Genomic DNA, 22,060 nt, shown 5'->3' with positions numbered 1-22,060 from the left:
ACACCATCTGTCTTTTTCTCATTTTATCACACTCACATTCCAAACACCATTCTTATATTAGCAAAAGAACAGCCTTCCGACTGCTCTCTGTGCTTACTATAATGTAGCTAACTTACATATCGTTCGCATCCTATATATGTTTTTTCATATTCTCACAACTCCATTTCTTTGTGTTTGATTTTATTTTTCTTCTGCTGCATATTGTGCTCCTGGCTTCTTTCTCTGCCCCATTGCAGCCTGTCACTCAGTTTTCTCGGCATCTGCTCTTTTCGTTTTTGTTCTTCCAGTGCTTTTTCCTTCTGAATATCACGCCAAATTGCCGACTCTATAGTATCACTGCCAAATATCCGTAGTGCTCTTTTATATTTATCTGATATTACTTCCAGCTTATCTACATCATCACACAACTGATTGCACATATCCGCCACCTTATCAGCATCCTTTTCTAGATCATCATAATCTTTCTTCAACTGCTGATATTTATCTCTCCATTTTTCTGCTTCTCTGGAAAGTTCTATCACCTTTGCAGATAATCCTGCAATATAATTCTTCATCTTAGCGAACAGAGGTTTAATCTTTTTATTGCGGTATGTAGACGCCAGTTCCAGTGCCCCGACTTCTGGCAACACTAATTTAATTTGCCCGGAATTCTTTAATTCCTTATCAATACTATTTATGATTGGCTGTAACTGATTCCGTTGCTTCTCCATATGCTTCAGTTCTTTGTCCGCCTGTTCTTTGCTTTCCCTGACTTGATCTCTGGCTTTTTCTGCATCAGCTTTTTCCTGATTAAGCGCCTTTATATCTGATTCTGTCGCTTCTACATCTGCTGTCAAATTTTCTATTTTCTGCTCCAGCTCCTTTACTTCTTTTGCACGTTCCTTCTTCTTAAAATTATACACATCCAGATGTTCTTCATGAGTTCCTCTCTGCTCCCATTCGATTTCATGCCGCTCCATAATCTCTGCCAGAACTTCTTTTTCATGATTGATCCATTGATTCAATTCTGTATCATGCTTGGCACCGCCTTGAAATCCAAGGCTTTTCAACGCCTGTTTCAACGAGACTCTTGTATCCATTCCTTTTCCCTTCCATCCGGTCACATAAGGTACAAAATCAATATGTAGATGTGGGGTAGCTTCGTCCTGATGCAGATAGCAGCAAAATACCCGGAGTGTTGGATTTCGTCTCTGGAAATCCTGCATATATTCATCCAATACTTTCACCGCAAGATCTCCCTCTGGTGTCCCGGCAGCCATATCTTTATTATTTCCAATCTGGAAAATTACTTCATGGAACAACTTCTCCTGCTTTCCATGCTGAATCTTATCATAATAATTCGTAATCTTCCGATCATTTCTTTTCCCGACATTATACCGTTCTACCGATTCATCAAACAGTTCTTTGTAAACATCCTTCAGATTTTCATCCCGGTAACAAATGTTCAGATATACTCTGTTCTGATTAACATTTTCTGCAATAAAATCCCTTCTGTTATGCGCAAGAGAACCTGTTCCTGTCATACCGCTGATTGTTCTTTTCATCATCCTATTTTTTCACCTCACATTCTCTAAATAGTGCCGGATACGGCACATAAATTGTATTCATGCCCGTTAGGGCGGTTTTGTTACTTTTGTCAAAAGTAACACAAAAGCACTTTCGACAGCCGTACCGTCCATCAAAAGTACCCTTGCGCCCTGCCAGGAGCTTTTCTTCCCTTCGGTCGGTATGTCTGTGCCCTGTTATATCCTTGCCTGAATATATTCCAGGTCACCACGATACGGTGTGCCCACCAGATACCAGTTCCGCTCAGCATCCATTTCCATCCGGGTCTGTACCCATCTGCCATCCAGCAAAATCTGCAGGCATTCCCCACAATGCAATCCGGTATCAATCCATAAGTCCGATAACAAGATGCCATATCTTTCGCTACTACTGTTGTAACCAAGTCTTCCCTCTCTCATTGTCCAGTCTCCTTTCCAGATACATTCAAAATCCCTACCAAGAATGCCCTGAATCATGGCTTCCTTTCAGATGTCTTACAAAAACTTCCGTCCTCACATCTGCAACTTTTCCTTGTCTGCCATTTATACAGGAGCGTGCCACGCCCCTGTCATATGGCATCCAAAGAAGAATTACCATCGAAAGTCAGCCTGTATTCCTCGCCTGTCCAGATACTCCTGGCGAGCTTTTTCCCGTTCTTCCTCTGTTGGAGCGGTTTTTGATTTCGTATATAATTCACGTTCCACCATAGTGTTCATTTTCTGCTCCAATCCTTTTTTCACATCATCGGCACAACTATCATCATCAAGCAGATGATATCGGAGCAGTTTCATAAATAATTGCTGCGGTACTTGTACATTTTTCATTCATAGCTCCTTTCAAGATTGCAAGATTCCCTATTCTTAAAGAGATGGTAATCTTGCCATCTTCCCAATACTATTCAGGCAACATCCAGAACCACTGATTACCAATCTTCACAGACTCAATTTCCAGTTCCTTCTTCGCATTCCATAGTGTTTTCTTTTTAATCCCCCGACTTTCTGCTTCTTCTGCCACCTTTGTCTGGGCTACAGAACCGGATACCAAAATTTCCTTTAAAAATTCCTTTGCTTCGTGAATTTTCTGCCCCCGGTTGTCTCCGCTTAACAAATCATCTGCACTGATGTCATATTCCCCAATCCATTCAAATCCAGTATCTTTATCCAAACGAAATGCAATGGATTTTCCTTCCGGTGCAAGGGAACTTTTCACATGACACACCACACGAATTTCTGGTTCATCCTTGATCCTTCCGACAATCAGTACGCTTCTGGCTGCCGCTTGAAAATCAATAGAGCCAAGTCCACGGTATGACGATTTCCCATTACTGTTTTTGTTCATATGACCAATCAAAATAATCGCACAATGATATTTCTCAGCAAGCACCGCTACACGCTTCATCAAGGGGCGAATTTCATTTGCCCTGTGCATATCTACAGCAGCCCCCAGAAAACCCTGTATCGGGTCTAAAACTACAAGGCGTGCTTTTGTCTTTATGATAGCTTCTTCTAATCTGGCATCCATCATAGTCAACGCCTGATCGTTATCATCAATTACCATCACTCTGGAACAGTCTGCACCTGCTGAAAGAAGTCGGGGCTTAATGGTATCGCCCAATCCATCCTCTGCAGTCTGATAAATTACATTTACCGGCTCCAGATCCACTGTTTTTGCCTCCAAGGCTGGTTCATCACTGCCCGATGGTAATACTGCCTCGCCTTTTGTCAGCTTTGCAATAATCTGCAGTACCATTGTGGTCTTGCCCTCACCGGGATCTCCCTGCACGATCGTAACTTTCCCAAAGGGAATAAAGGGATAAAGCAGCCAATCTATTTTTTCTACCTCTACCTGTTCCATATTTATCAGTTTTAAATTCGGTTCATCTCTTCTGTTATCCAAAATTACCTCCATTTTCTGTTGAAAGAAAGTGGAGACTTTGGTAGAATAACCTTAGTATTTGATTTGGATTTTCTACCAAGTCTCCGCCTTTAGGTGTTTGCCGACACTTAAAGGCTTTTACTTTTCATCTTCCAATATCTCTGTTTTAAAATCACTTGCTTTCCATGTTACTGAACAATCATCACCAGTGATTTCAATTACCTGTTGCATTAATGCCCGGCAATCTGCCAGCACCTCATAGAAATCCTCTGTTTCCAGATGTTCCAGACGTTCCCACAACCGCCTTATTTCAAGGCTTAACCGATCACTTTGATATTTACCAACCGCAATCTTTACTTCCTGATGTAGTACGGACTGAATGAAATATTTTCCTTTCGGCAGTCCACTCACTTTAATGCGCGCTTCTAATTCTCTGCGTTCCTCAGGTGTCATCCGAAAACAAACTGTCTGATTGCGTTTTCTATCTTTATCTAATCCACTCATTACAAATCCTCCCTATATTCACTGTCCAGCCGTTCAGCCAGTTTTGTCTGCTTGTTTGGATAAAGATGTGCGTAGGTATTCAGCGTAGTTTCCACCTTTTCATGCCCGAGCCGATTTGCAATCTCCAGCGGTGAAAATCCCAGTTCAATCAGCATACTTGCATGGGAATGCCTCAAATCGTGTACTCTTATCCGTTTTACGCCACTTTCTTTAATTCCTCGCTGCATTTCATGCTCCAGATAATATTTTGTAATGGGGAACAACCTATCGTCCTCCTGCAAATCATATAAGCTGTCCATATAATCTTTGATATCTGCAGCCAGAAACTCCGGAATGGTAATCACCCTCTTGCTTTTCGGTGTCTTTGGTGGAGTGATCACATCATTCTTACCAAGACGTTGGTATGATTTTGTGATAGAAATTGTTCTCTTTTCCAAATCTACATCTTTCGGATTCAGTGCCAAAAGCTCTCCCAAACGCATTCCCGTCCAGTATAAAGTCATAAATGCCATATAAGAAAGCCTTTTGTTCATAACACTGTCGATAAACTTTCTAAATTCCTCTACTGTCCAGAAATCCATTTCTTCTGCCTTACTCTTACCCATACTTCCAGCTTTTGCACAGGGATTGCTTTTCAAATCGTAATATCGAACCGCATAATTAAAGATTGCGCTCAACTGATTATTGATTGTTTTCAGATAAGTGGGTGAGTACCCCATTTTAATCAACTCATTCTGCCATTGTCGGATGTCAGCTGCAGTAATATCATTTACCCGCTTATTCCCGAAATACGGGAGAATTTTCAGCTCCACAATATACTTTTTCGTTCTCATGGTATGCTCCCGCAGACGAGTCTCCATATCTGCACAATACATCTTCCAAAAATCCTCAAACTTCATATCAAAGTCTGCTTTTTTCGTAATAAGGAAATTTCTAAGCCATTCCTCCGCCTCTCTTTTAGTTGCAAAACCTCGTTTAGTGGATTTCCGGCGTTTCCCCTGCCAATCTGTATAACGATACTGAATCAACCATTTCCCTGTTTTCTTGTCTTTTTCCGCTTTCATTCGATCACCTCCTATGCACTGAAACCATACCAGCGTTTTTCAAAATAGCGTCTGGGAACTTTGCCCGCAATCACCAGAAATCCCTCTTTTTCCAGTTCCTGATTCAGCTTACGGATCAGTTTATAAGCATGACCTACAGAAACACCCAGCATTTCTGCGAGTTCATTTGCAGTAATATAAATCTTGTTGTTTTCTTCCATATATGCATCCTCCTTTTTTATAGCGTTATCGCTACATTTTGCATCTCTATTATATGTAGCGACCTCACTATTGTCAAGTATTTTGAAATGCCAGTAGAAAAATTTTTTCAAACATGGTATAATGTAGCCATCTCGATACATGGAGGACAATAAAAATGACCATAGGAGAAAAAAATCAAATACTGCCGAAAGCAAATCGGCATCACGCAAGATAAACTGGCTGAACTGACCGGCATCCATCCGGTTTCTATCCGAAAATACGAAACCAATAAAATGCAGCCACAACCTCCTCAGTTAGAGAAAATTGCAGCTGCACTCGGTGTCAGTTATAATGCTTTGAATGGCAGTGACACTGCCGGACTTCGTCTGGAAACAGTCGGTGATCTGATGGGCGTACTTATGGTCCTTTGTAATTCCGGCATCCTCCAGATCAGCGGAGAGCGTGGAGAAGACAAGATGTTAAAGGACGATACTGTATCTATCCATCTGAATCCGATTCTTTCTTCTTATCTCGAAATCGGATATACCAACAGAGGGAAAGCACATACTCTGGCATTACAGGATGCTTTGTTGAATATCAGAAGTTACAAGGTATTCAATGACCTGTTAAAATGGGAAAAAATGAACTTTATCTACCAGAGTGCTTTGAAATCTGCTGGGAATAATCCGCATGATGCTACTAAGGCTGCGATTGAAGAAATTGTAGAGACAAAAGAAAAAGTGGAATTGGAATTACAGAAAAGTCAGATATTGCTTGATACTTCTGACGAGGTTAAAGTAAAAGTAAATTCAGACTACTTTAATAACTAAATCTATAAACACAGATTCAGAAAGAAGATTTTCTATGGGAAATAGAACCGACAAACCAAAACAAACAGCTCAGCAACTAATTGCAAAGATGAAAAACGAAAAAGGTATTAGTTTTAAACATACCTCTGAAAGCGATGCAGAAAACTACTTGGCAAATATTAATAATTATCTCCGAACAGCCGCATACCGAAAAAACTATCAAAAACATACAAAAGGTATCAATAACGGCAAATACATCTGTTTAGACTTTGCATATTTGCAAAAATTATCTACTATTGATATGCATTTTCGTTTTATTGTTTCAAAAATGTGCTTGGACATTGAGCACGACTTGAAAGTTAAAATGTTAAAAGACATTGAAAGCGATCCGTCTACAGACGGTTATGATATTGTAAAATGCTTTTTAGCTCAAAACACTTATATTATTGGAAAACTCGAAGCCACCAGTTCTTCCCCCTTTACAAGTGATTTGATTCATAAATATTTTACTATTCAACGCATATATAATACAGCAAAGCAGAAAAAGGAAAATAAAATTGTTGCATATGATGATTGTCCTGCATGGGTTTTGCTAGAGATGCTTACATTTGGAGACTTTATCAAATTTTATGAATTTTATTATTCTTCCAGAAATTTTCCGAAGTTATCTACACCTGTAATAAATTTGGTTAAAAGCCTTAGAAATGGAGCTGCACACAATAATTGTATTTTGACTGATTTGGCACACGGAACTTCAAGAGCTCCTCAAGAGATAAGCCAAGAAATTTCTAAAATTATCTCTATAAATTCAAATCAGCGACAGAAGAAATTGTCATGTAGACCTATGTTGGAATTTACTTGCCTACTTTATGTATACAAATTAGTAGTATCCGATAAGGTGAGGCATCATAGAATAAAAGAACTGAAATATTTGTTCTTCAATCGAATGCCAGAGAAAAAAAAGTTTCTTTAAAAGTAATGAATTAATCAAAAGCAATTACGAATTTGCATGCAAAGTTATTTCTGCGTTCTTTTGAAAAAATGCTATAATTTGTCAAGACATTTTGGCCAGGAAATATTGACAAATCGGAGCAACACGCATATAATATTTTCAGAATCATAAAAACCTATGTGTTTTTGTAAGGACGGCGTTGCGACGGCGTTCTATTTTTTGTCTAATATTTCTTTTTTTCATAAAATCGTATATAATATATGTATTATCTCTTCATAGGATTACATACTATTCTATATCCTTAAATGAGGAGGTAAAATCATGAAAATCAATGGGGTCATAGCTATGCTCAAAAAAAAAGCACCTAAAATAATTCAAATCAATGATATTTTACAGTGGTATGACAATGGGGAATTAGAATTATCTCCGAAATATCAGCGCAATAGCGTTTGGAACGAAAAGGCAAAATCATACTTAATTGATACTATTCTTCGAGGTTTGCCTATTCCTCCAATCTTTATGCGACAAGCAATAGATGTTGCCACAAAAAAAACTTATAGAGAAATCATTGACGGCCAACAACGATTACGTGCTATTACGGAATTCGTTGATAATAAATTTTCAATTTCAAAATCTCACAATGAAGAATTTGGCGGAATGTATTATAAAGATTTAGATGAAGATGTCCAAGAGCAATTTTTAGATTATGATTTGTTTGTAGAAGTAATTAGTGAAAAAGATGATACCGTTATTTATGATATGTTTGCACGTTTAAACACGAACAATTGCGTATTAAATCGCCAAGAAATCCGAAACTCAAAATTCTGGGGCGAATTTAAAGTCGCTGCATACAATACGGCTGCAGAATATCGTGATATTTTTTACAATAACAAAATTTTTACCGACAAACAGTTTTCTAGAATGGATGATGTTGAATTAGTTTCAATGTTATTGAATATTTTTATTAATGGTATTGATTCCGATACTCCTACAAGCATAGACAGGCTTTACGGCAAATTTGATAAATCTTTTGATGATTATGAAACCATTAAGCCCAAATTTGATTTAACAATGAAGGTAATAAATTCTATCTATGAATACCTTAATGGCAACATTCATTGTTTTTCTGGAAAACAATATTTTTATACCCTTTTTGCTGCATTAGTCCATCAATTATATGGATTGCCAGTCTTAGATGCACCTCGCAAATCCGAATATTCAAGTGAACACATAAGCGAACATATGCCTTGTTTATTAGATAGACTTGCACAGTTTGAAAATCATTTTGAACGCTGTATCATAGACAAAGCTTCATGGTACGATATGTATGTTGAATTTACTGAATTTGAGAAGTTACATCGTACTAGAACAACAAATAAAACAGAAAGATTTGAACGAGTCAAGTTCTTAAGCAACTATATTGCAGGGGATTTATAATGGAAAATGACGCTTTAAAAACCTATATCCAACAATGTAATGCTTCCTTGCAACCTAATATAGCCTTATTATATGAAGCCAGTTTTTTTAAAATATATGTAAAGTTCGAACAATATCTCTCAAAAATTTTTGAAAGTTATTGTATTGGTGTTCCAAGCAGTAAGGGATACTGCCCTCAAAGGAAATTAGCTTTTACCGATGAGGAACATTTACGTGCAATTCTACGAGGTGACAAGCAATACATTGATTATATCAAAAAAATCGAAACATTAGCACCTCACATTTTTGTAAACAGCCCCTTTAACATTATTTTCAATGTAGCTGATAATAATACTCTTTTTAACCAAATGATTACCTTACGCAATTACATAGCACATGAAAGTAACGAATCAAGAACAAAATATATCAAAACGTGTTTAGGAAATGGAACATTTATTGAACCAGATAGTTATTTAACAAAAATAAATCGTAGAACCTCTAGTAGCTATTATACCATTTATATTAATAAAATAATCGAAATATCAGATTTGATTTTAGATCCCCCAATTGTCTAAATTTTACACTCAATTTGTACTCAAATCACATAACAAGAGCCCGGAAACCCGCATAAACACTGGATTTCCGAGCTCCATTTTTTTACTCAAACTCAATCGTTCCCGGCGGCTTGCTGGTGAGATCATAGAATACTCGATTGACCCCTCTCACCTCATTGATGATCCTGCTCATCACCGTCTGAAGAACTGCGAAGGGAATCTCAGCAGACTCAGCAGTCATAAAGTCGATGGTGTTGACGGCACGCAGTGCCACGGCGTAATCGTAGGTTCTCTCGTCACCCATAACGCCAACGGAACGCATGTTGGTGAGGGCTGCGAAATACTGGTTCGGCATCCATGCGGGAGCGATGCCATGCTCTTTCTTATAGGCTTCCGCTGCTTTATCAACTTCCTCACGGTAGATGTAATCTGCATCCTGTACGATCCGCACTTTTTCTGCATTTACTTCGCCGATGATGCGGATGCCAAGCCCCGGACCGGGGAAGGGCTGACGGAATACCAGTTTCTCCGGGATGCCAAGCTCCAGACCTGCTTTGCGCACTTCGTCTTTGAACAGATCACGAAGGGGCTCGATGATTTCTTTGAAATCAACATTCTTCGGAAGGCCGCCCACATTGTGATGGGATTTGATCACCGCAGATTCTCCGCCAAGACCGCTCTCTACCACATCCGGGTAAATGGTTCCCTGCGCCAGGAAATCCACAGCGCCGATCTTCTTTGCCTCTTCCTCAAAAATACGGATGAATTCTTCGCCGATGATTTTCCGTTTTGCCTCCGGCTCGGTGACACCGGCCAGTTTCTTGTAATATCTCTCCTGTGCGTTGACACGGATAAAATTCAGGTCAAACTGTCCATTGGGGCCAAATACGTTTTCCACTTCGTCGCCTTCATTTTTACGAAGGAGGCCATGATCCACAAATACACAGGTCAGCTGTTTTCCGATGGCCCGGGAAAGAAGGCCCGCTGCAACGGAAGAATCCACACCGCCGGACAGGGCAAGAAGTACCCGGCCGTCTCCGACTTTCTCCCGGATTTCTTTTACTGTATGCTCTACAAAGGCGTCCATCTTCCAGTCGCCTGCACATGCACAGACATTTTTTACGAAGTTATTGATCATCTTCGTGCCTTCTGCGGTGTGAAGTACTTCCGGATGGAACTGGATCGCATACAGCTTCTCTGCCTCATTTTCAGCGGCTGCCACCGGGCAGTCCGCCGTATGGGCTGTGATCTCGAAGCCGGGCGCGATTTTGGAAATGTAGTCAAAATGGCTCATCCAGCAGATAGTCTCAGGAGATACCCCCTCGAATACCTTGGATGTCTTTTTATCAATCAGAACTTTTGTCTTTCCATACTCTCTTACTTCTGCGCGCTCTACTTTTCCGCCAAGTACATGAGACATCAGCTGTGCGCCATAGCAGAGACCAAGCACCGGAATCCCCAGTTTGAAAAGCTCCTCTGTGTAAGTCGGTGAATCCGGCTCATAGCAGCTGTTTGGTCCTCCTGTCAGGATAATTCCCTTGGGATGCATTGCTTTGATCTTCTCTATATCGGTTCTGTAAGAATATATTTCGCAGTATACGTTACATTCTCTGACACGTCTGGCAACCAGCTGGTTGTACTGCCCGCCGAAATCAAGCACGATCACCATTTCCTTATTCACGGCAGTTCCTCCTTTGTTTCGTTTTCTCTCACAATTTTTGTGTTGCTCACTGTTTTTTATTATAGTGGAACCCCTCTTTATTTACAAGGGGTTTCCAAAAATTCCGCCCGCCATCCAGACAGACGGCCCAGTTACCCCGCATACCGGAACATGGTTTTCTTCCAGTTGCCCCGAAAATACCGGATGAGGAAAAAGGTCAGGCGGAACACCCAGTCCAGAAGCATGGCCGCGCACACGCCGATGGCACCGTAGCCCATATATTTTCCCAGGATAAATCCGAACAAAATCCGCCCGACGCACATGGACACGATGGAAACGACCATGGTGTAGGCCACATCGTTGCAGGAGCGGAGCATGTTGGGAAAAGTAAACGCCAGCGGCCAAAGAAACAGCGCCGTGATGTTATGCATGCTCATGAGGATTTTCGCCAGCGCCATGGTTTCCGGAGAGAGGTTATACATGCGGAAGATCAGCGGCTGGGACAACAGGATCACAATGATCAGCGACGACATGGTAACATAGGTGATTTTCATCAGCTTTTTCGTGTAATATTTTACCTGCTCCACATCCCCGGCACCCACGCACTGCCCAATGACGGTGATCATGGCAAGCCCCATGGCATTTCCCGGAATACAGCATACGTTGTCCACATTGTTTGCCACCGCATTGGCTGCGATCTGTGTTGTGCCAAAGGCAGAGATGATGGACAGCACCACGATCTTTCCCAGATTAAAAAAACAGCTCTCCATGCCGCTGGGCACGCCGATGCCCAGGATCCGGCCGATCATTTTCCGTTCAAAGCGCAGGCAGATTTTCCGGCCTGTATGTACCGGCAGCTTTGGATTGCGAATAAGGAGCAGCATGATGACCGCCGCCACCGCCCGGGAAACCACTGAGGGAATAGCCACGCCCTCCACCTTACAGTGCAGGCCAAAGATAAGGATGGCATTGCCGCTGATGTTGATGATGTTCATCACCAGGGAGGTCAGCATGGAGATCCGGGAATTACCCATGGCCCGAAACAGCGCAGCACAGGAGTTATAAACGGCCACAAACGGGAAAGACAGACTGGTGATCATGAGATAAATTCTGGCATTTTCCATCACATCTGCATCAATTTTTCCAAAAGCCAGCCGAATGATGGGCTCGCCAAAAGCCAGGCAGACCGCCATGGCCATCACACTGATGACTGCGGAGATAAGAATAAGCTGATCTGCGGACTGGCAGGCCGGTTCTTTGCGCTTCTGTCCGATAAACTGAGCGCACACCACCGCGCCGCCGGTACCCAGTGCTGCAAACAGCTGGATACACAGGACATTGATCATGTCCACCAGAGACACCCCGGACACCGCCGCCTCGCCCACATGGGATACCATGACCGTGTCGGCCACGCCCACCGAGATCGCCAGCACCTGCTCGATGACCAGCGGAATGATCAGCTTTTTCAGATCCTGATTTGAAAATCGCAGTTCCAATGTTCTCTTCCTCCTACAGCTCTTCTATATACCAGATATCCTGCATTTTGCGGATTTTTTCCAGCATTTCTTCTTTGGAAACGCCTTTGTCTTCCTCCCCGCGCATGATAAACTGCACGGATGCGCCCACGGCGCTTTCCTCCGTTACCGGCTCCAGAAATACGATCCGCCAGCCGTTTTCCCGCAAGGCACGGACCACCTGACTGAAATGGAAATCTTTCTCGTATTCCATGTAAATCCTGGCATCTGTCGTCAGCTTGACATACTGATCGTCCATCTGGTTCAGCCGTTTCAGCGTAAAATGCAAAACGATGCACATGATGATGGCGCACTCATAAAAGCCCACACCCACAGCCAGCCCCATGGCAGCAGACGCCCAGAGGCCTGCCGCCGTCGTCACGCCCTTGATCTGGTGGCGGCTGTTGAGAATGATCGTACCCGCGCCGATGAAACCGATGCCGCTTACCACCTGGGAGCCGATACGGGCCGGATCGGTATTCTGTCCCAGCACCGTCACCATGTACTGTCCCACCAGCATGGTGCAGGCAGAACCCACACAGACGAGGATATGGGTACGAAACCCCGCTGCCTCCTGATGTTTTCCCCGCTCATAACCGATGATTCCACCGCAAAACACTGCCAGCACGATACGCAGCGTCAGTGACAGCACATTTAATTCCCGAAGATAAGAAATCCAGGCCATTTTCTCCATATACACGCCTCCCGGTCACCCTGTCATTTTCTACCCCCAAGTGTAGCGAAAAGCGGGCTTTCTGTCAAATAGGAAAACTTGCCGGAAAGCAAACAGAACCCCGGGGAAAATTCCCCGAGGCTCCGTGTTTTCTTGTATCCATATCTAACTTTTATATATCTGAAACAGATGACATCGCATATATCGCAGTATCTCCCTGCACAGGTTAAAGCATCTCCCATATCGAATCGTGCCCGGCAATTACTCACTCTCGGCAACGATCTTCGTTGGCGTTCTTCTCTGCCGTCTCAGCCTCCGTTACAGTCTACTTCTACTCAACGTCCTCTGTCTCTGCTTTCGCTGCAGCCTGCTCAGCTTCTGCTCCTTCAGCTATCTCTGCTCTGGCAACATCCGTCTCTGCAACGTGTTCTGCTGTTTCTTCGCCTGTCACAGCAGTCTCACCTGCCGCAGCGGGTTCCTCTGTCTTGACTGACTCCGCAGCCTCCGGCAATCCAATCTGCTTCTCGGAGATTCTGGATTTCTCCCCTTCTGTGCTCTCTGGCTGGTCGCCGCGCACCTGATGGAAGATCTCCATAAATTCTTTGCCGGTGATGGTTTCTTTCTCAATCAGGAATGCCGCAATCTTGTCCAGTGCTTCCCGGTTCTCCGTCAGAAGCCGTTTGGCCTCCGCGTAGGAATCCTTCAGGATCTGCATGACTTCCCGGTCAACCTCTGCCGCCATCTCATCGCTGCAGTTGAGCACGGTTCTGCCGGACAGATACTGGTTCTCCACCGTCTCCAGACCGATCAGGCCAAATTTCGGCGACATACCGTACTGGGTCACCATGGCCCGCGCGATCCGGGTGGCCTTCTCGATATCATTGGCTGCACCGGTGGTTACCGTATCAAAAACGATCTCCTCCGCCGCACGGCCCGCCACAAATTCCACCAGCATAGCACGGATCTCTTTCTCCGTGTTCAGATACTTTTCTTCCTCCGGCACGTTCATCACATAGCCCAGAGCGCCCATGGTACGGGGCACGATGGTGATCTTCTGTACCGGCTCGGAATCCTTCTGCAGGGCGCTGACCAGCGCATGTCCCACTTCGTGGTAGGAAACGATGCGGCGCTCTTCCTTGCTGAGGATCCGGTCTTTCTTCTCCTTACCAACGAGAACGACTTCCACGGCCTCGAACAGATCCTTCCGGGAAACCATGTTTCTTCCGTCCTTGACTGCCAGAATGGCAGCTTCATTGATCATATTGGCCAGATCGGAACCCACCGCACCGCTGGTTGCCAGCGCGATTGCTTCCAGATCGACAGTCTCATCCAGATGAACATCCTTGGAATGCACTTTCAGGATATTCACACGGCCTTTCAGATCCGGCTTGTCCACGATAACTCTCCGGTCAAAACGGCCCGGTCGCAACAACGCCTGATCCAGCACCTCCGGCCGGTTGGTTGCCGCCAGGATCAACAGCCCCTTGGACGTATCAAAACCATCCATCTCGGACAGCAGCTGGTTCAGCGTCTGCTCCCGCTCATCATTGCCGCCGCCCAGTCCACTGTCGCGGCGTTTGCCGATGGCATCGATCTCATCAATAAAAATGATACAGGGCGCCATCTTCTTGGCTTCCTCAAACAGGTCGCGGACACGGGACGCACCCACACCCACAAACATTTCCACGAAATCAGAACCGGACAGGGAAAAGAAGGGCACGTTTGCTTCTCCTGCCACCGCTTTTGCCAGCAACGTCTTACCGGTTCCCGGAGGGCCCACCAGCAACGCGCCCTTGGGCAGCTTGGCACCGATCTTTGTATATTTTCCGGGGTTATGCAGGAAATCAACTACTTCCTGTAAGGATTCCTTGGCCTCGTCCTGACCGGCTACGTCCTTGAACGTCACACCGGTCTCCTTCTGCATATAAACCTTCGCCTTGCTCTTGCCGACGCCCATCATACCGCCGCCTCTGGACATACGGCCCATGATAAACACATATGCGCCCACCATAAGAACGATAGGGATCAGATAACTCAGGATACTGTACAGCACAGCGCCCGTTGTATCCGGCACCTCCCTGGAGTAAGTCGTCACACCATACTCCGCCAGCATATTTTTCAAATCCTCATCCGGGAAAACACCGGTGTAATATGTCACCTGGGCACCGGACAGCCCGGAGACTTCCTTCTTATCCGCATCCTCCTTCATCTCAAAGGTGATCCGGTCAGACTTCATGACGACACTGTCCACCTTGCCGTCCTTCACCAGTTCCACGAACTCGGAATAGGGAACCTCCTGTTCTGTGGCGTCAGAATAAATACTGCGCATAAAGTACATGGATGACAGCACGATCACTGCCAGGATCATGAATATGAGCATATTCGTTCTATTCTTCGGATTACGGCCCCCGCCGGGACTGTTTTTCCTGTTGTTATTATTATCCATAGTGTTCCTCCTGTTTTGCAATACTAATATTATAGAGATAATTCTTCCACAAATCAATAAGCGGAATGTGAAATTTCATTTTACGTTTTTTAAATTTTCATAAAAAAAAGTGGATTTCTGAATTCTTTGGTTGTATAATACCATGATTATAAGAAGACCAGTCATTGATTCAAACACAGGAGGATGGATTATGCCAGTAAAATACGTATTCGTAACCGGCGGCGTTGTGTCCGGTCTGGGTAAGGGAATCACCGCTGCTTCCCTTGGCCGGCTGCTGAAGGCCCGCGGTTACAAGGTAACCATGCAGAAATTTGACCCTTATATCAACATCGACCCCGGCACCATGAACCCGATCCAGCACGGCGAGGTGTTCGTCACCGATGACGGTGCCGAGACAGACCTGGATCTGGGACACTATGAGCGTTTTATCGATGAGAGCCTGGATAAGAACTCCAATGTGACCACCGGTAAGGTCTACTGGACGGTTCTGCAGAAAGAACGGCGGGGAGACTACGGCGGCGGCACCGTACAGGTCATTCCCCACATCACCAACGAGATCAAGAGCCGCTTTTACCGCAATTTTACTGACACAGACACCCGCATCGCCATCATTGAGGTGGGCGGTACCGTGGGTGATATCGAAAGCCAGCCCTTCCTGGAGTCCATCCGGCAGTTCCAGCATGAGGTGGGACATGAGAATGCCATCCTGATCCACGTTACCCTGATCCCTTACCTGCATGCCTCCGGGGAAATGAAGACGAAGCCCACCCAGGCGTCCGTCAAGGAGCTGCAGGGCATGGGTATCTGGCCGGATATCATCGTCTGCCGTTCAGAGATGCCCATGGATCAGAGCATCAAGGACAAGATCGCCCTGTTCTGCAATGTGCCCAGCTCTCACGTGCTGCAAAACCTGGACGTGGAATATCTGTATGAGGCACCGCTGGCCATGGAAAAGGAGCACCTGGCCCAGGTTGCCTGCGAGTGCCTGAAGCTGGACTGCCCGGAGCCGGATCTGGAAGACTGGAAAAATATGGTCAACGCCCTGAAGCATCCCACCAGCGAAGTGACCGTTGCCCTGGTCGGAAAATATATCACGCTGCATGACGCTTACATCAGTGTGGTGGAAGCACTGAAGCACGGCGGCATCGCCAGCCACTCGGTTGTCAACATCAAATGGGTGGATTCCGAGACGGTGACCCCGGATAATGTGGCAGAGCTTCTGGGCGATGTGAACGGCATTCTTGTTCCCGGCGGTTTCGGCAGCCGCGGCATTGAGGGAAAAATCACGGCCATCGAATATGCCCGCACCCACAATATCCCGTTCCTGGGCCTCTGCCTGGGCATGCAGCTTTCCATTGTGGAATATGCAAGACATGTCCTGAAATACACCGACGCCCACAGCATCGAGCTGGATCCGAAGACGACGCACCCGGTCATCGACCTGATGCCCGATCAGAACGGCGTGGAGGATATCGGCGGCACCTTACGGCTGGGCTCCTACCCCTGTGTCCTGAATAAGGATTCCAAGGCTTATGCCCTTTACGGTGAAGAAGTCATCCATGAGCGCCACAGACACCGTTACGAGGTCAACAACGATTACCGACAGGCGCTGAGCGATAACGGCATGATGCTTTCCGGCATTTCCCCGGACGGCAGAATCGTGGAGATGATTGAAATCCCGGATCATCCGTTCTTCGTTGCCACCCAGGCGCATCCGGAGCTGAAATCCAGACCGAACCGCCCGCATCCGCTGTTCCGCGGTTTCATCGCGGCCGCCCTGGAAAATAAGAACAGCCAGAAATAACGCTGCCGGATACAGCGCAGCTGATACACAAAGCCCGTGACACTTCCACAGTGCCGCGGGCCTTTTCTTACTTCTTTTCCTGTCAGAGAATTTCGATGGTGACGATCGTGTTTCTTCTATATATAATACTTTTTAATCAGTTTCCTATTCTGGCAGGTGATCCTCCTGCCACTTTCACAGGAGAACCTTCTATCCTTCCTGCTATCCGTCTTTCTGTCCTTCTTTAGAACGCATCCGGGTACAGTCCCCGTTTTTTCATATCACAGATGGCATCCATGACCATCTGCTTATCCTCCTTGTAGGTGACGCCGTACCAGCGGTCTGCGGATTTCAGCACCTGCACCGTTGCCTTCCCTTCCTCCAACAATGCCTCCACCACCGACGGCAGGAAATATTCTCCCTTCAGCGGGTTGTTGACCAGCGCCTCATCCAAAAAATGCCGAGAACCGGTTTTTCAGCTCTCCGAGAAAGCTTTCATGGAAGCCCCACAGGTTCATGGACACCGTAGCCTCCGGGCTCAGCGCCGTCCATGTCTTTCCATCATCCTCAGTGTAGGCTGCGCCATCCCCCCGCTTCTCGATGCGGGTGCGCTCGGTGATGGAGGTCAGATACCCTGCCGCATCCGTCTCACACACGCCCCGTGCCACATGGCCGTTCTCCGTCAGCGTGTTGGACAGAATGTAGCCCACCATGGCATAGCGGTATTTCTCATCGTCTGGATGGGTGGTGAGATACTGGTAAATCAGAGAAAATGCCTCCGGGCCGTAATAGTCATCGGCATTGATCACCGCAAACGGCCCGTCCACTGCGCCCAGGCAGCTTAACACCGCGTGTCCCGTTCCCCAAGGCTTTACCCGGTCCGCCGGTACCGTATACCCTTCCGGCAGCGCATCCAGCTCCTGAAAAACATAGGTCACATTCATGATTTTCTCTATCCGGCTGCCGATCCGCTCCCGGAAAATACCCTCGTTTTCTTTCTTGATGATAAATACCACTTTCTGAAAACCGGCTCTGATCGCATCATAGATGGAAAAATCCATGATGATATGTCCCTGGCTGTCCATGGGATCCATCTGTTTCAGGCCGCCGTAACGGCTTCCCATTCCCGCTGCCATAATCACTAATGTTGGTTCTTTCATGTTCTGTCCTTCTTTCTTCTTCATTTTTATTTCCATTCTTGGTCTCCACACCGGGATTTTCTGGCATTCCAGCTCCCGCAGAATCTCTTCCTCCAGCGAATTTTTCCTGAAGCAGCAGAACGCCACTCGTTCGGCGGTCTACCGGTCTCTTCTCATCGAGCTTTACCTGCCCTGCCGCATCCGCACGGTTTTCCCGTCGCTGACGGCATACACATTCCCATCCGCAGTCTCCCACGCCGGAATGTCCAATCGCTCCAGCTCCCGCAGTGTCTCCCTCCTCCGGCGGATTTTTCCCGGAACAGCAGATCACCACGTTGTCCGGCTTCACCGTCTCCAGAAGAGGCCGCGTCTCGGTACTGTATCTGCCGTGATGGGGGAGCTTCAGCACCTGGCAGCCGCCAGTCAGAACTTCCGTATCCAGCAGTTCCCGGATACGGAGCACCTTGGCGTCTCCCAGGAACCAGAATGTATTGTCCTCGTCCACCAGCCGCACGGCCAGCGACAGGTCATTGTCATATTCCTTTTCCCCGGAGTCCAGAATGCCTTCCAGGGTCAGTGCCGACGGATATACCGTCACCGTCGCCCCGGCAAAGGAGAACGTCTCCTCCGCCGTCACAGCCCTGACCTCTCCGGCATTTTCCTTCGTGTCCGCATATTCCCGATACTGTTTCCCACTGCCTGCATAATCCGGTTCCAACACCTGTTCCACGGGAATGCCCTGTAAAATATGATCCGCGCCGCCCACATGATCTTTATCAAAATGGGTAAGGATCATCGTCTGCACCTGACGGATGCCCTGACTTTCCATGTATTCCAGAATCTTTTCTCCATCGTCCTCCTCCCCGGTGTCGATCAGAAGTGCCTCCTCTCCCCGGGATATCACGATGGCATCGGCTTTCCCCCACCTTCAGAAATGCAGCCGTCAGCGGTTCCTGCTGTTTTCCGCAGCCGGAAAGCCCCATACACAGCATCGTCATCAGACAAATCGTCCTCATTTTCTTTCTTTTTTTCTTCATTCTGCTCTTATCATACCTGAAAATCACCCAAAAGTAAAACTTCTGACCGGTTTTCACCGGAAAAATCTCTGTATTTTTCTTCTCCCACCGTCCCCCTCTTTGGTCGTTTTCCGCTTTAACCGTTTTATTTTCTGTGTTTTTTATTTTACCCAGAAATTTAAGGGTATTTTCCGTTTTTATATAGACACTTCTGCATTTTATGTGGTAAACTCTCATACATTAAAACAAAAATGCAAAACCGTCTGACGGGGCTGCCTAAGGAGGACTGTCTATGCTGAACGCCATGCAAACCTTTATTACCTTTATCAATGGATACCTGTGGGGGCCTCCCATGATCATCCTTCTGTTCGGCACCCATCTGTTTATGACGGTACGGACCGGCTTTATCCAGAAGAAAACCTTCACGGCCATCAAGCTGTCCGTTACGAAAGATCCTGACGCCCACGGCGACATCAGCCAGTTCGGCGCCCTGACCACAGCGCTGGCTTCCACCATCGGCACCGGAAATATCATCGGTGTGGGCACGGCCATCGCCCTGGGCGGCCCCGGCGCTGTACTGTGGTGCTGGCTCACCGGCGTTTTCGGCATTGCCACCAAGTATGCAGAATCCCTCGTTGCAGTAAAATACCGGGTAAAAACGGAGGATGGCCGGATGATGGGCGGCGCCATGTATGCGTTGGAACGGGGTCTGCATGCCAAATGGCTGGGTATCATTTTCGCGTTTCTGGCAGCACTGACTTCTTTTGGCATCGGCTGCGGCGTACAGGTCAATGCCATTGCCAAGATCGTGAAAACCAACCTCGGGATCGCCCCCTGGATCACCGGCATCCTGGTGGCCGCCCTCACCTGCCTTGTTATTTTCGGCGGCATCAAATCCATCGCCCGGGTATGTGAAAAGTTGGTGCCTTTCATGGCGCTTTTCTATGTGCTGGGCTGTATCATCATCCTCGGCTTCAACTATGATTATATTATCCCTTCCATTAAGGCCATCTGTCAGCTGGCATTTACCCCCGGCGCAGCTGCAGGCGGACTTATCGGTTCCGGAATGATGACCGCGGCCCGCTACGGTATCGCCCGTGGCCTTTTCTCCAATGAATCCGGTATGGGATCCGCTCCTATCGTGGCCGCTGCTGCTCAGACCCGCAACCCTGTCCGCCAGGCACTGGTTTCCTCCACCGGAACCTTCTGGGATACGGTTGTCGTATGTCTTATGACCGGACTGGTGCTCGTCACCAGCATCATGAAAAATCCGGCCATTGATGTGTCCGGCATTACCGATGGCGGCGATCTCACCACTCTGGCCTTCCGGCAGCTACCCTATATAGGCAGCTTCATCCTGGTGATCGGCATTATCACCTTCGCCTACTCGACGATCCTCGGCTGGTGCTATTACGGTGAGCGGTGCGTAGAATATTTATTTGGACGCAAAGCCTTCCCGGTTTACCGCATCCTGTACATCCTCGTTCTGCTTGCAGGGCCACTGATCAGTCTGAATCTTGTGTGGGATATGGCCGATACCCTGAATGCACTCATGGCAATCCCCAACCTGATCGCCATCCTGCTACTGTCCGGTGTCATTTCCAAAGAAACGAAGCATTACCTCTCCCATCTGGACGAGCGGGACACCACAGAAATCCCTGTCATCCGCAAGTAGAAAATTTTTGCAAAAATATGGTTCCTCCGCTTGACACCGCAAAGAACATATGTTATATTACAGTTATAACAAAGGTGCTGGTATCTTCCAGCACCTGTTGCTATTTTGTATATTATTTTCAGGGTGATCCTGATTTTTGATCTGACAGTCATAGAGGAGGTGGCAGTCATGGGAAATAAACGAGATTATTACGAAGTGCTGGGCGTTGACAGAACTGCCGATGCCGCGGCTTTGAAGAAAGCATATCGAAAACTGGCGAAAAAATACCACCCGGACACCAATGCGGGCAATAAAGAAGCGGAGCAGAAGTTCAAAGAAGCGACAGAAGCCTACGAAGTGCTCAGCGATGAGAAGAAGCGAAAAATCTACGATCAGTTCGGTCATGCCGGGCTGGACGGCAGTATGGGTGCCGACGGCGCAGCAGGCGGTGGATTCGGCGGTTTCGGTTCCGGCAGGGGCGGCGCTTACCGAAGCCCGGACGGCAGCTATCAGGAATTCCACTTTGAAGGCGGCGACATGGACGATATCCTGAAAAATATTTTCGGAAACGGAGGCTTCGGCAGTACAGGCGGCCGCTCCGGTAGCTTCCACGGCTCTTCCAGTGGATTTCACGGATTCGGCGGTTTTGGAAATGGCTCCGCCAGCGGGTTTGATGGATTCGGCGGCAATTCCTACAGCCAGAAGGGAGAAGACCTGCACGCGGATATTTCCGTCAGCTTCGATGAAGCGGCTTTTGGATGTGACAAGATCATCCACCTGTCCCGGTCAGATGACCCGAAGGGCAGCAGACAGTCCCTGCAGGTACACATCCCCGCAGGCATCGACGATGGCAAGAGCATCCGCCTGAAAGGCAAGGGCAATCCGGGCTTCGGTTCCGGTGCGGCCGGTGACCTGCTGCTGAAGGTACATGTGGCCGACAAGCCTGGCTTTACCAGAAACGGCATGGATGTGGAGACCACCGTCAACATTCCTTTCACCACCGCTGTGTGCGGCGGCGAGGTACCGGTACGTACCCTGGACGGCACCGTGCTGTGCAAGATCCGGGAGGGCACCCAGTCCGGTTCCAGGATTCGTCTGAAAGGCAAGGGCATCGTCTCCATGAAGAACCCTTCCGTTCACGGCGATCTGTACGTCAAAGTCCAGATCCAGGTACCGACCAGCGTCAGCCCACAGGCACGACAGAAATTACGGGAATTCGAGGAAGCCATGAAAGCTTCCAGCCCTTACGGAAATGCGGGAGCTGCATAATGCAGCC

The 22,060-nt window shown here is 46.9% G+C and carries 19 protein-coding genes and 1 pseudogene; 7 read left to right on the top strand and 13 right to left on the bottom strand.

Annotation, left to right across the window (positions count from 1 at the left end):
- Window positions 1–152 precede the first annotated feature (152 nt).
- The 7 genes from RJD28_01545 to RJD28_01515 all read right to left on the bottom strand — a co-directional run bounded on the left by RJD28_01545 (window position 153) and on the right by RJD28_01515 (window position 5,188).
- Complete coding sequence (locus tag RJD28_01545) at window positions 153–1,547, bottom strand: plasmid recombination protein (GenBank protein WNV58276.1); 1,395 nt, start codon at window positions 1,545–1,547, stop codon at window positions 153–155.
- A gap of 195 nt (window positions 1,548–1,742) precedes the next feature.
- The gene (locus RJD28_01540) at window positions 1,743–1,964 is read right to left on the bottom strand and encodes a DUF5348 domain-containing protein (GenBank protein WNV58275.1); all 222 of its coding nucleotides are present in this window, start codon (window positions 1,962–1,964) and stop codon (window positions 1,743–1,745) included.
- Window positions 1,965–2,135: 171 nt separating this feature from the next.
- On the bottom strand, window positions 2,136–2,369 hold the full coding sequence (locus RJD28_01535) for a complexin-2 (protein WNV58274.1): 234 nt from the start codon (window positions 2,367–2,369) through the stop codon (window positions 2,136–2,138).
- A 70-nt stretch (window positions 2,370–2,439) separates the two neighbouring features.
- Window positions 2,440–3,453, bottom strand: coding sequence for an AAA family ATPase (locus RJD28_01530; protein ID WNV58273.1), 1,014 nt, complete (start codon window positions 3,451–3,453; stop codon window positions 2,440–2,442).
- Window positions 3,454–3,558: 105 nt separating this feature from the next.
- Window positions 3,559–3,924 (bottom strand): hypothetical protein, encoded by a 366-nt coding sequence (locus RJD28_01525; protein WNV58272.1) that lies wholly within the window; start codon window positions 3,922–3,924, stop codon window positions 3,559–3,561.
- On the bottom strand, window positions 3,924–4,988 hold the full coding sequence (locus tag RJD28_01520) for a site-specific integrase (protein ID WNV58271.1): 1,065 nt from the start codon (window positions 4,986–4,988) through the stop codon (window positions 3,924–3,926). Before RJD28_01520 ends, RJD28_01525 begins: the two co-directional genes overlap by 1 nt.
- An 11-nt stretch (window positions 4,989–4,999) precedes the next feature.
- Window positions 5,000–5,188 (bottom strand): HTH domain-containing protein, encoded by a 189-nt coding sequence (locus RJD28_01515; GenBank protein WNV59532.1) that lies wholly within the window; start codon window positions 5,186–5,188, stop codon window positions 5,000–5,002.
- A gap of 174 nt (window positions 5,189–5,362) precedes the next feature.
- Here RJD28_01515 and RJD28_01510 point away from each other — a divergent pair, with 174 nt between their 5' ends.
- The 4 genes from RJD28_01510 to RJD28_01495 all read left to right on the top strand — a co-directional run bounded on the left by RJD28_01510 (window position 5,363) and on the right by RJD28_01495 (window position 8,920).
- Complete coding sequence (locus RJD28_01510) at window positions 5,363–5,998, top strand: helix-turn-helix transcriptional regulator (GenBank protein ID WNV59531.1); 636 nt, start codon at window positions 5,363–5,365, stop codon at window positions 5,996–5,998.
- A 34-nt stretch (window positions 5,999–6,032) separates the two neighbouring features.
- Window positions 6,033–6,950 (top strand): Abi family protein, encoded by a 918-nt coding sequence (locus RJD28_01505; protein ID WNV58270.1) that lies wholly within the window; start codon window positions 6,033–6,035, stop codon window positions 6,948–6,950.
- A gap of 300 nt (window positions 6,951–7,250) precedes the next feature.
- Window positions 7,251–8,366 carry a DUF262 domain-containing protein gene (locus tag RJD28_01500; protein ID WNV58269.1) on the top strand — a complete coding sequence of 372 codons (1,116 nt, stop codon included), beginning with the start codon at window positions 7,251–7,253 and terminating at the stop codon, window positions 8,364–8,366.
- Window positions 8,366–8,920 carry a hypothetical protein gene (locus tag RJD28_01495; protein ID WNV58268.1) on the top strand — a complete coding sequence of 185 codons (555 nt, stop codon included), beginning with the start codon at window positions 8,366–8,368 and terminating at the stop codon, window positions 8,918–8,920. Before RJD28_01500 ends, RJD28_01495 begins: the two co-directional genes overlap by 1 nt.
- A gap of 82 nt (window positions 8,921–9,002) precedes the next feature.
- Here the strand turns inward: RJD28_01495 and guaA are convergent, their stop codons facing one another.
- The 4 genes from guaA to ftsH all read right to left on the bottom strand — a co-directional run bounded on the left by guaA (window position 9,003) and on the right by ftsH (window position 15,192).
- Window positions 9,003–10,580: a glutamine-hydrolyzing GMP synthase gene (gene guaA / locus RJD28_01490; protein WNV58267.1), complete on the bottom strand. Its 1,578-nt coding sequence runs from the start codon at window positions 10,578–10,580 to the stop codon at window positions 9,003–9,005.
- A gap of 131 nt (window positions 10,581–10,711) precedes the next feature.
- Window positions 10,712–12,055 carry an MATE family efflux transporter gene (locus RJD28_01485; GenBank protein WNV58266.1) on the bottom strand — a complete coding sequence of 448 codons (1,344 nt, stop codon included), beginning with the start codon at window positions 12,053–12,055 and terminating at the stop codon, window positions 10,712–10,714.
- A 13-nt stretch (window positions 12,056–12,068) separates the two neighbouring features.
- Entirely contained in the window at window positions 12,069–12,767 is a 699-nt protein-coding gene (locus RJD28_01480; GenBank protein ID WNV58265.1) for an MgtC/SapB family protein, read from the bottom strand.
- 310 nt (window positions 12,768–13,077) lie between these two features.
- Window positions 13,078–15,192 carry an ATP-dependent zinc metalloprotease FtsH gene (gene ftsH, locus RJD28_01475; GenBank protein WNV58264.1) on the bottom strand — a complete coding sequence of 705 codons (2,115 nt, stop codon included), beginning with the start codon at window positions 15,190–15,192 and terminating at the stop codon, window positions 13,078–13,080.
- Between the two features lie 190 nt (window positions 15,193–15,382).
- Between ftsH and RJD28_01470 the strand changes: the two genes are divergently transcribed.
- A complete protein-coding gene (locus RJD28_01470) occupies window positions 15,383–16,996 on the top strand; it encodes a CTP synthase (GenBank protein ID WNV58263.1) in 1,614 nt (537 codons plus the stop codon).
- Window positions 16,997–17,219: 223 nt separating this feature from the next.
- On the opposite strand, the pseudogene RJD28_01465 reads toward RJD28_01470, so the two are convergent.
- A pseudogene (locus tag RJD28_01465) lies at window positions 17,220–18,135 on the bottom strand (sugar phosphate nucleotidyltransferase).
- Window positions 18,017–19,018 (bottom strand): MBL fold metallo-hydrolase, encoded by a 1,002-nt coding sequence (locus RJD28_01460; GenBank protein WNV58262.1) that lies wholly within the window; start codon window positions 19,016–19,018, stop codon window positions 18,017–18,019. The pseudogene RJD28_01465 and the gene RJD28_01460 overlap by 119 nt, the downstream one beginning before the upstream one ends.
- 404 nt (window positions 19,019–19,422) lie before the next feature.
- Between RJD28_01460 and RJD28_01455 the strand changes: the two genes are divergently transcribed.
- Together RJD28_01455 and RJD28_01450 are read left to right on the top strand one after the other, a co-directional pair.
- Window positions 19,423–20,805 carry a sodium:alanine symporter family protein gene (locus RJD28_01455; GenBank protein WNV58261.1) on the top strand — a complete coding sequence of 461 codons (1,383 nt, stop codon included), beginning with the start codon at window positions 19,423–19,425 and terminating at the stop codon, window positions 20,803–20,805.
- 168 nt (window positions 20,806–20,973) lie between these two features.
- Window positions 20,974–22,053, top strand: coding sequence for a J domain-containing protein (locus RJD28_01450; protein WNV58260.1), 1,080 nt, complete (start codon window positions 20,974–20,976; stop codon window positions 22,051–22,053).
- Window positions 22,054–22,060 lie beyond the last annotated feature (7 nt).

The organism is Oscillospiraceae bacterium NTUH-002-81 (assembly GCA_032620915.1).
Classification (GTDB): domain Bacteria; phylum Bacillota; class Clostridia; order Lachnospirales; family Lachnospiraceae; genus JAGTTR01.
Note: the sequence above shows the minus strand (reverse complement) of the source record. Positions and strands in the feature narration are given on the sequence as shown.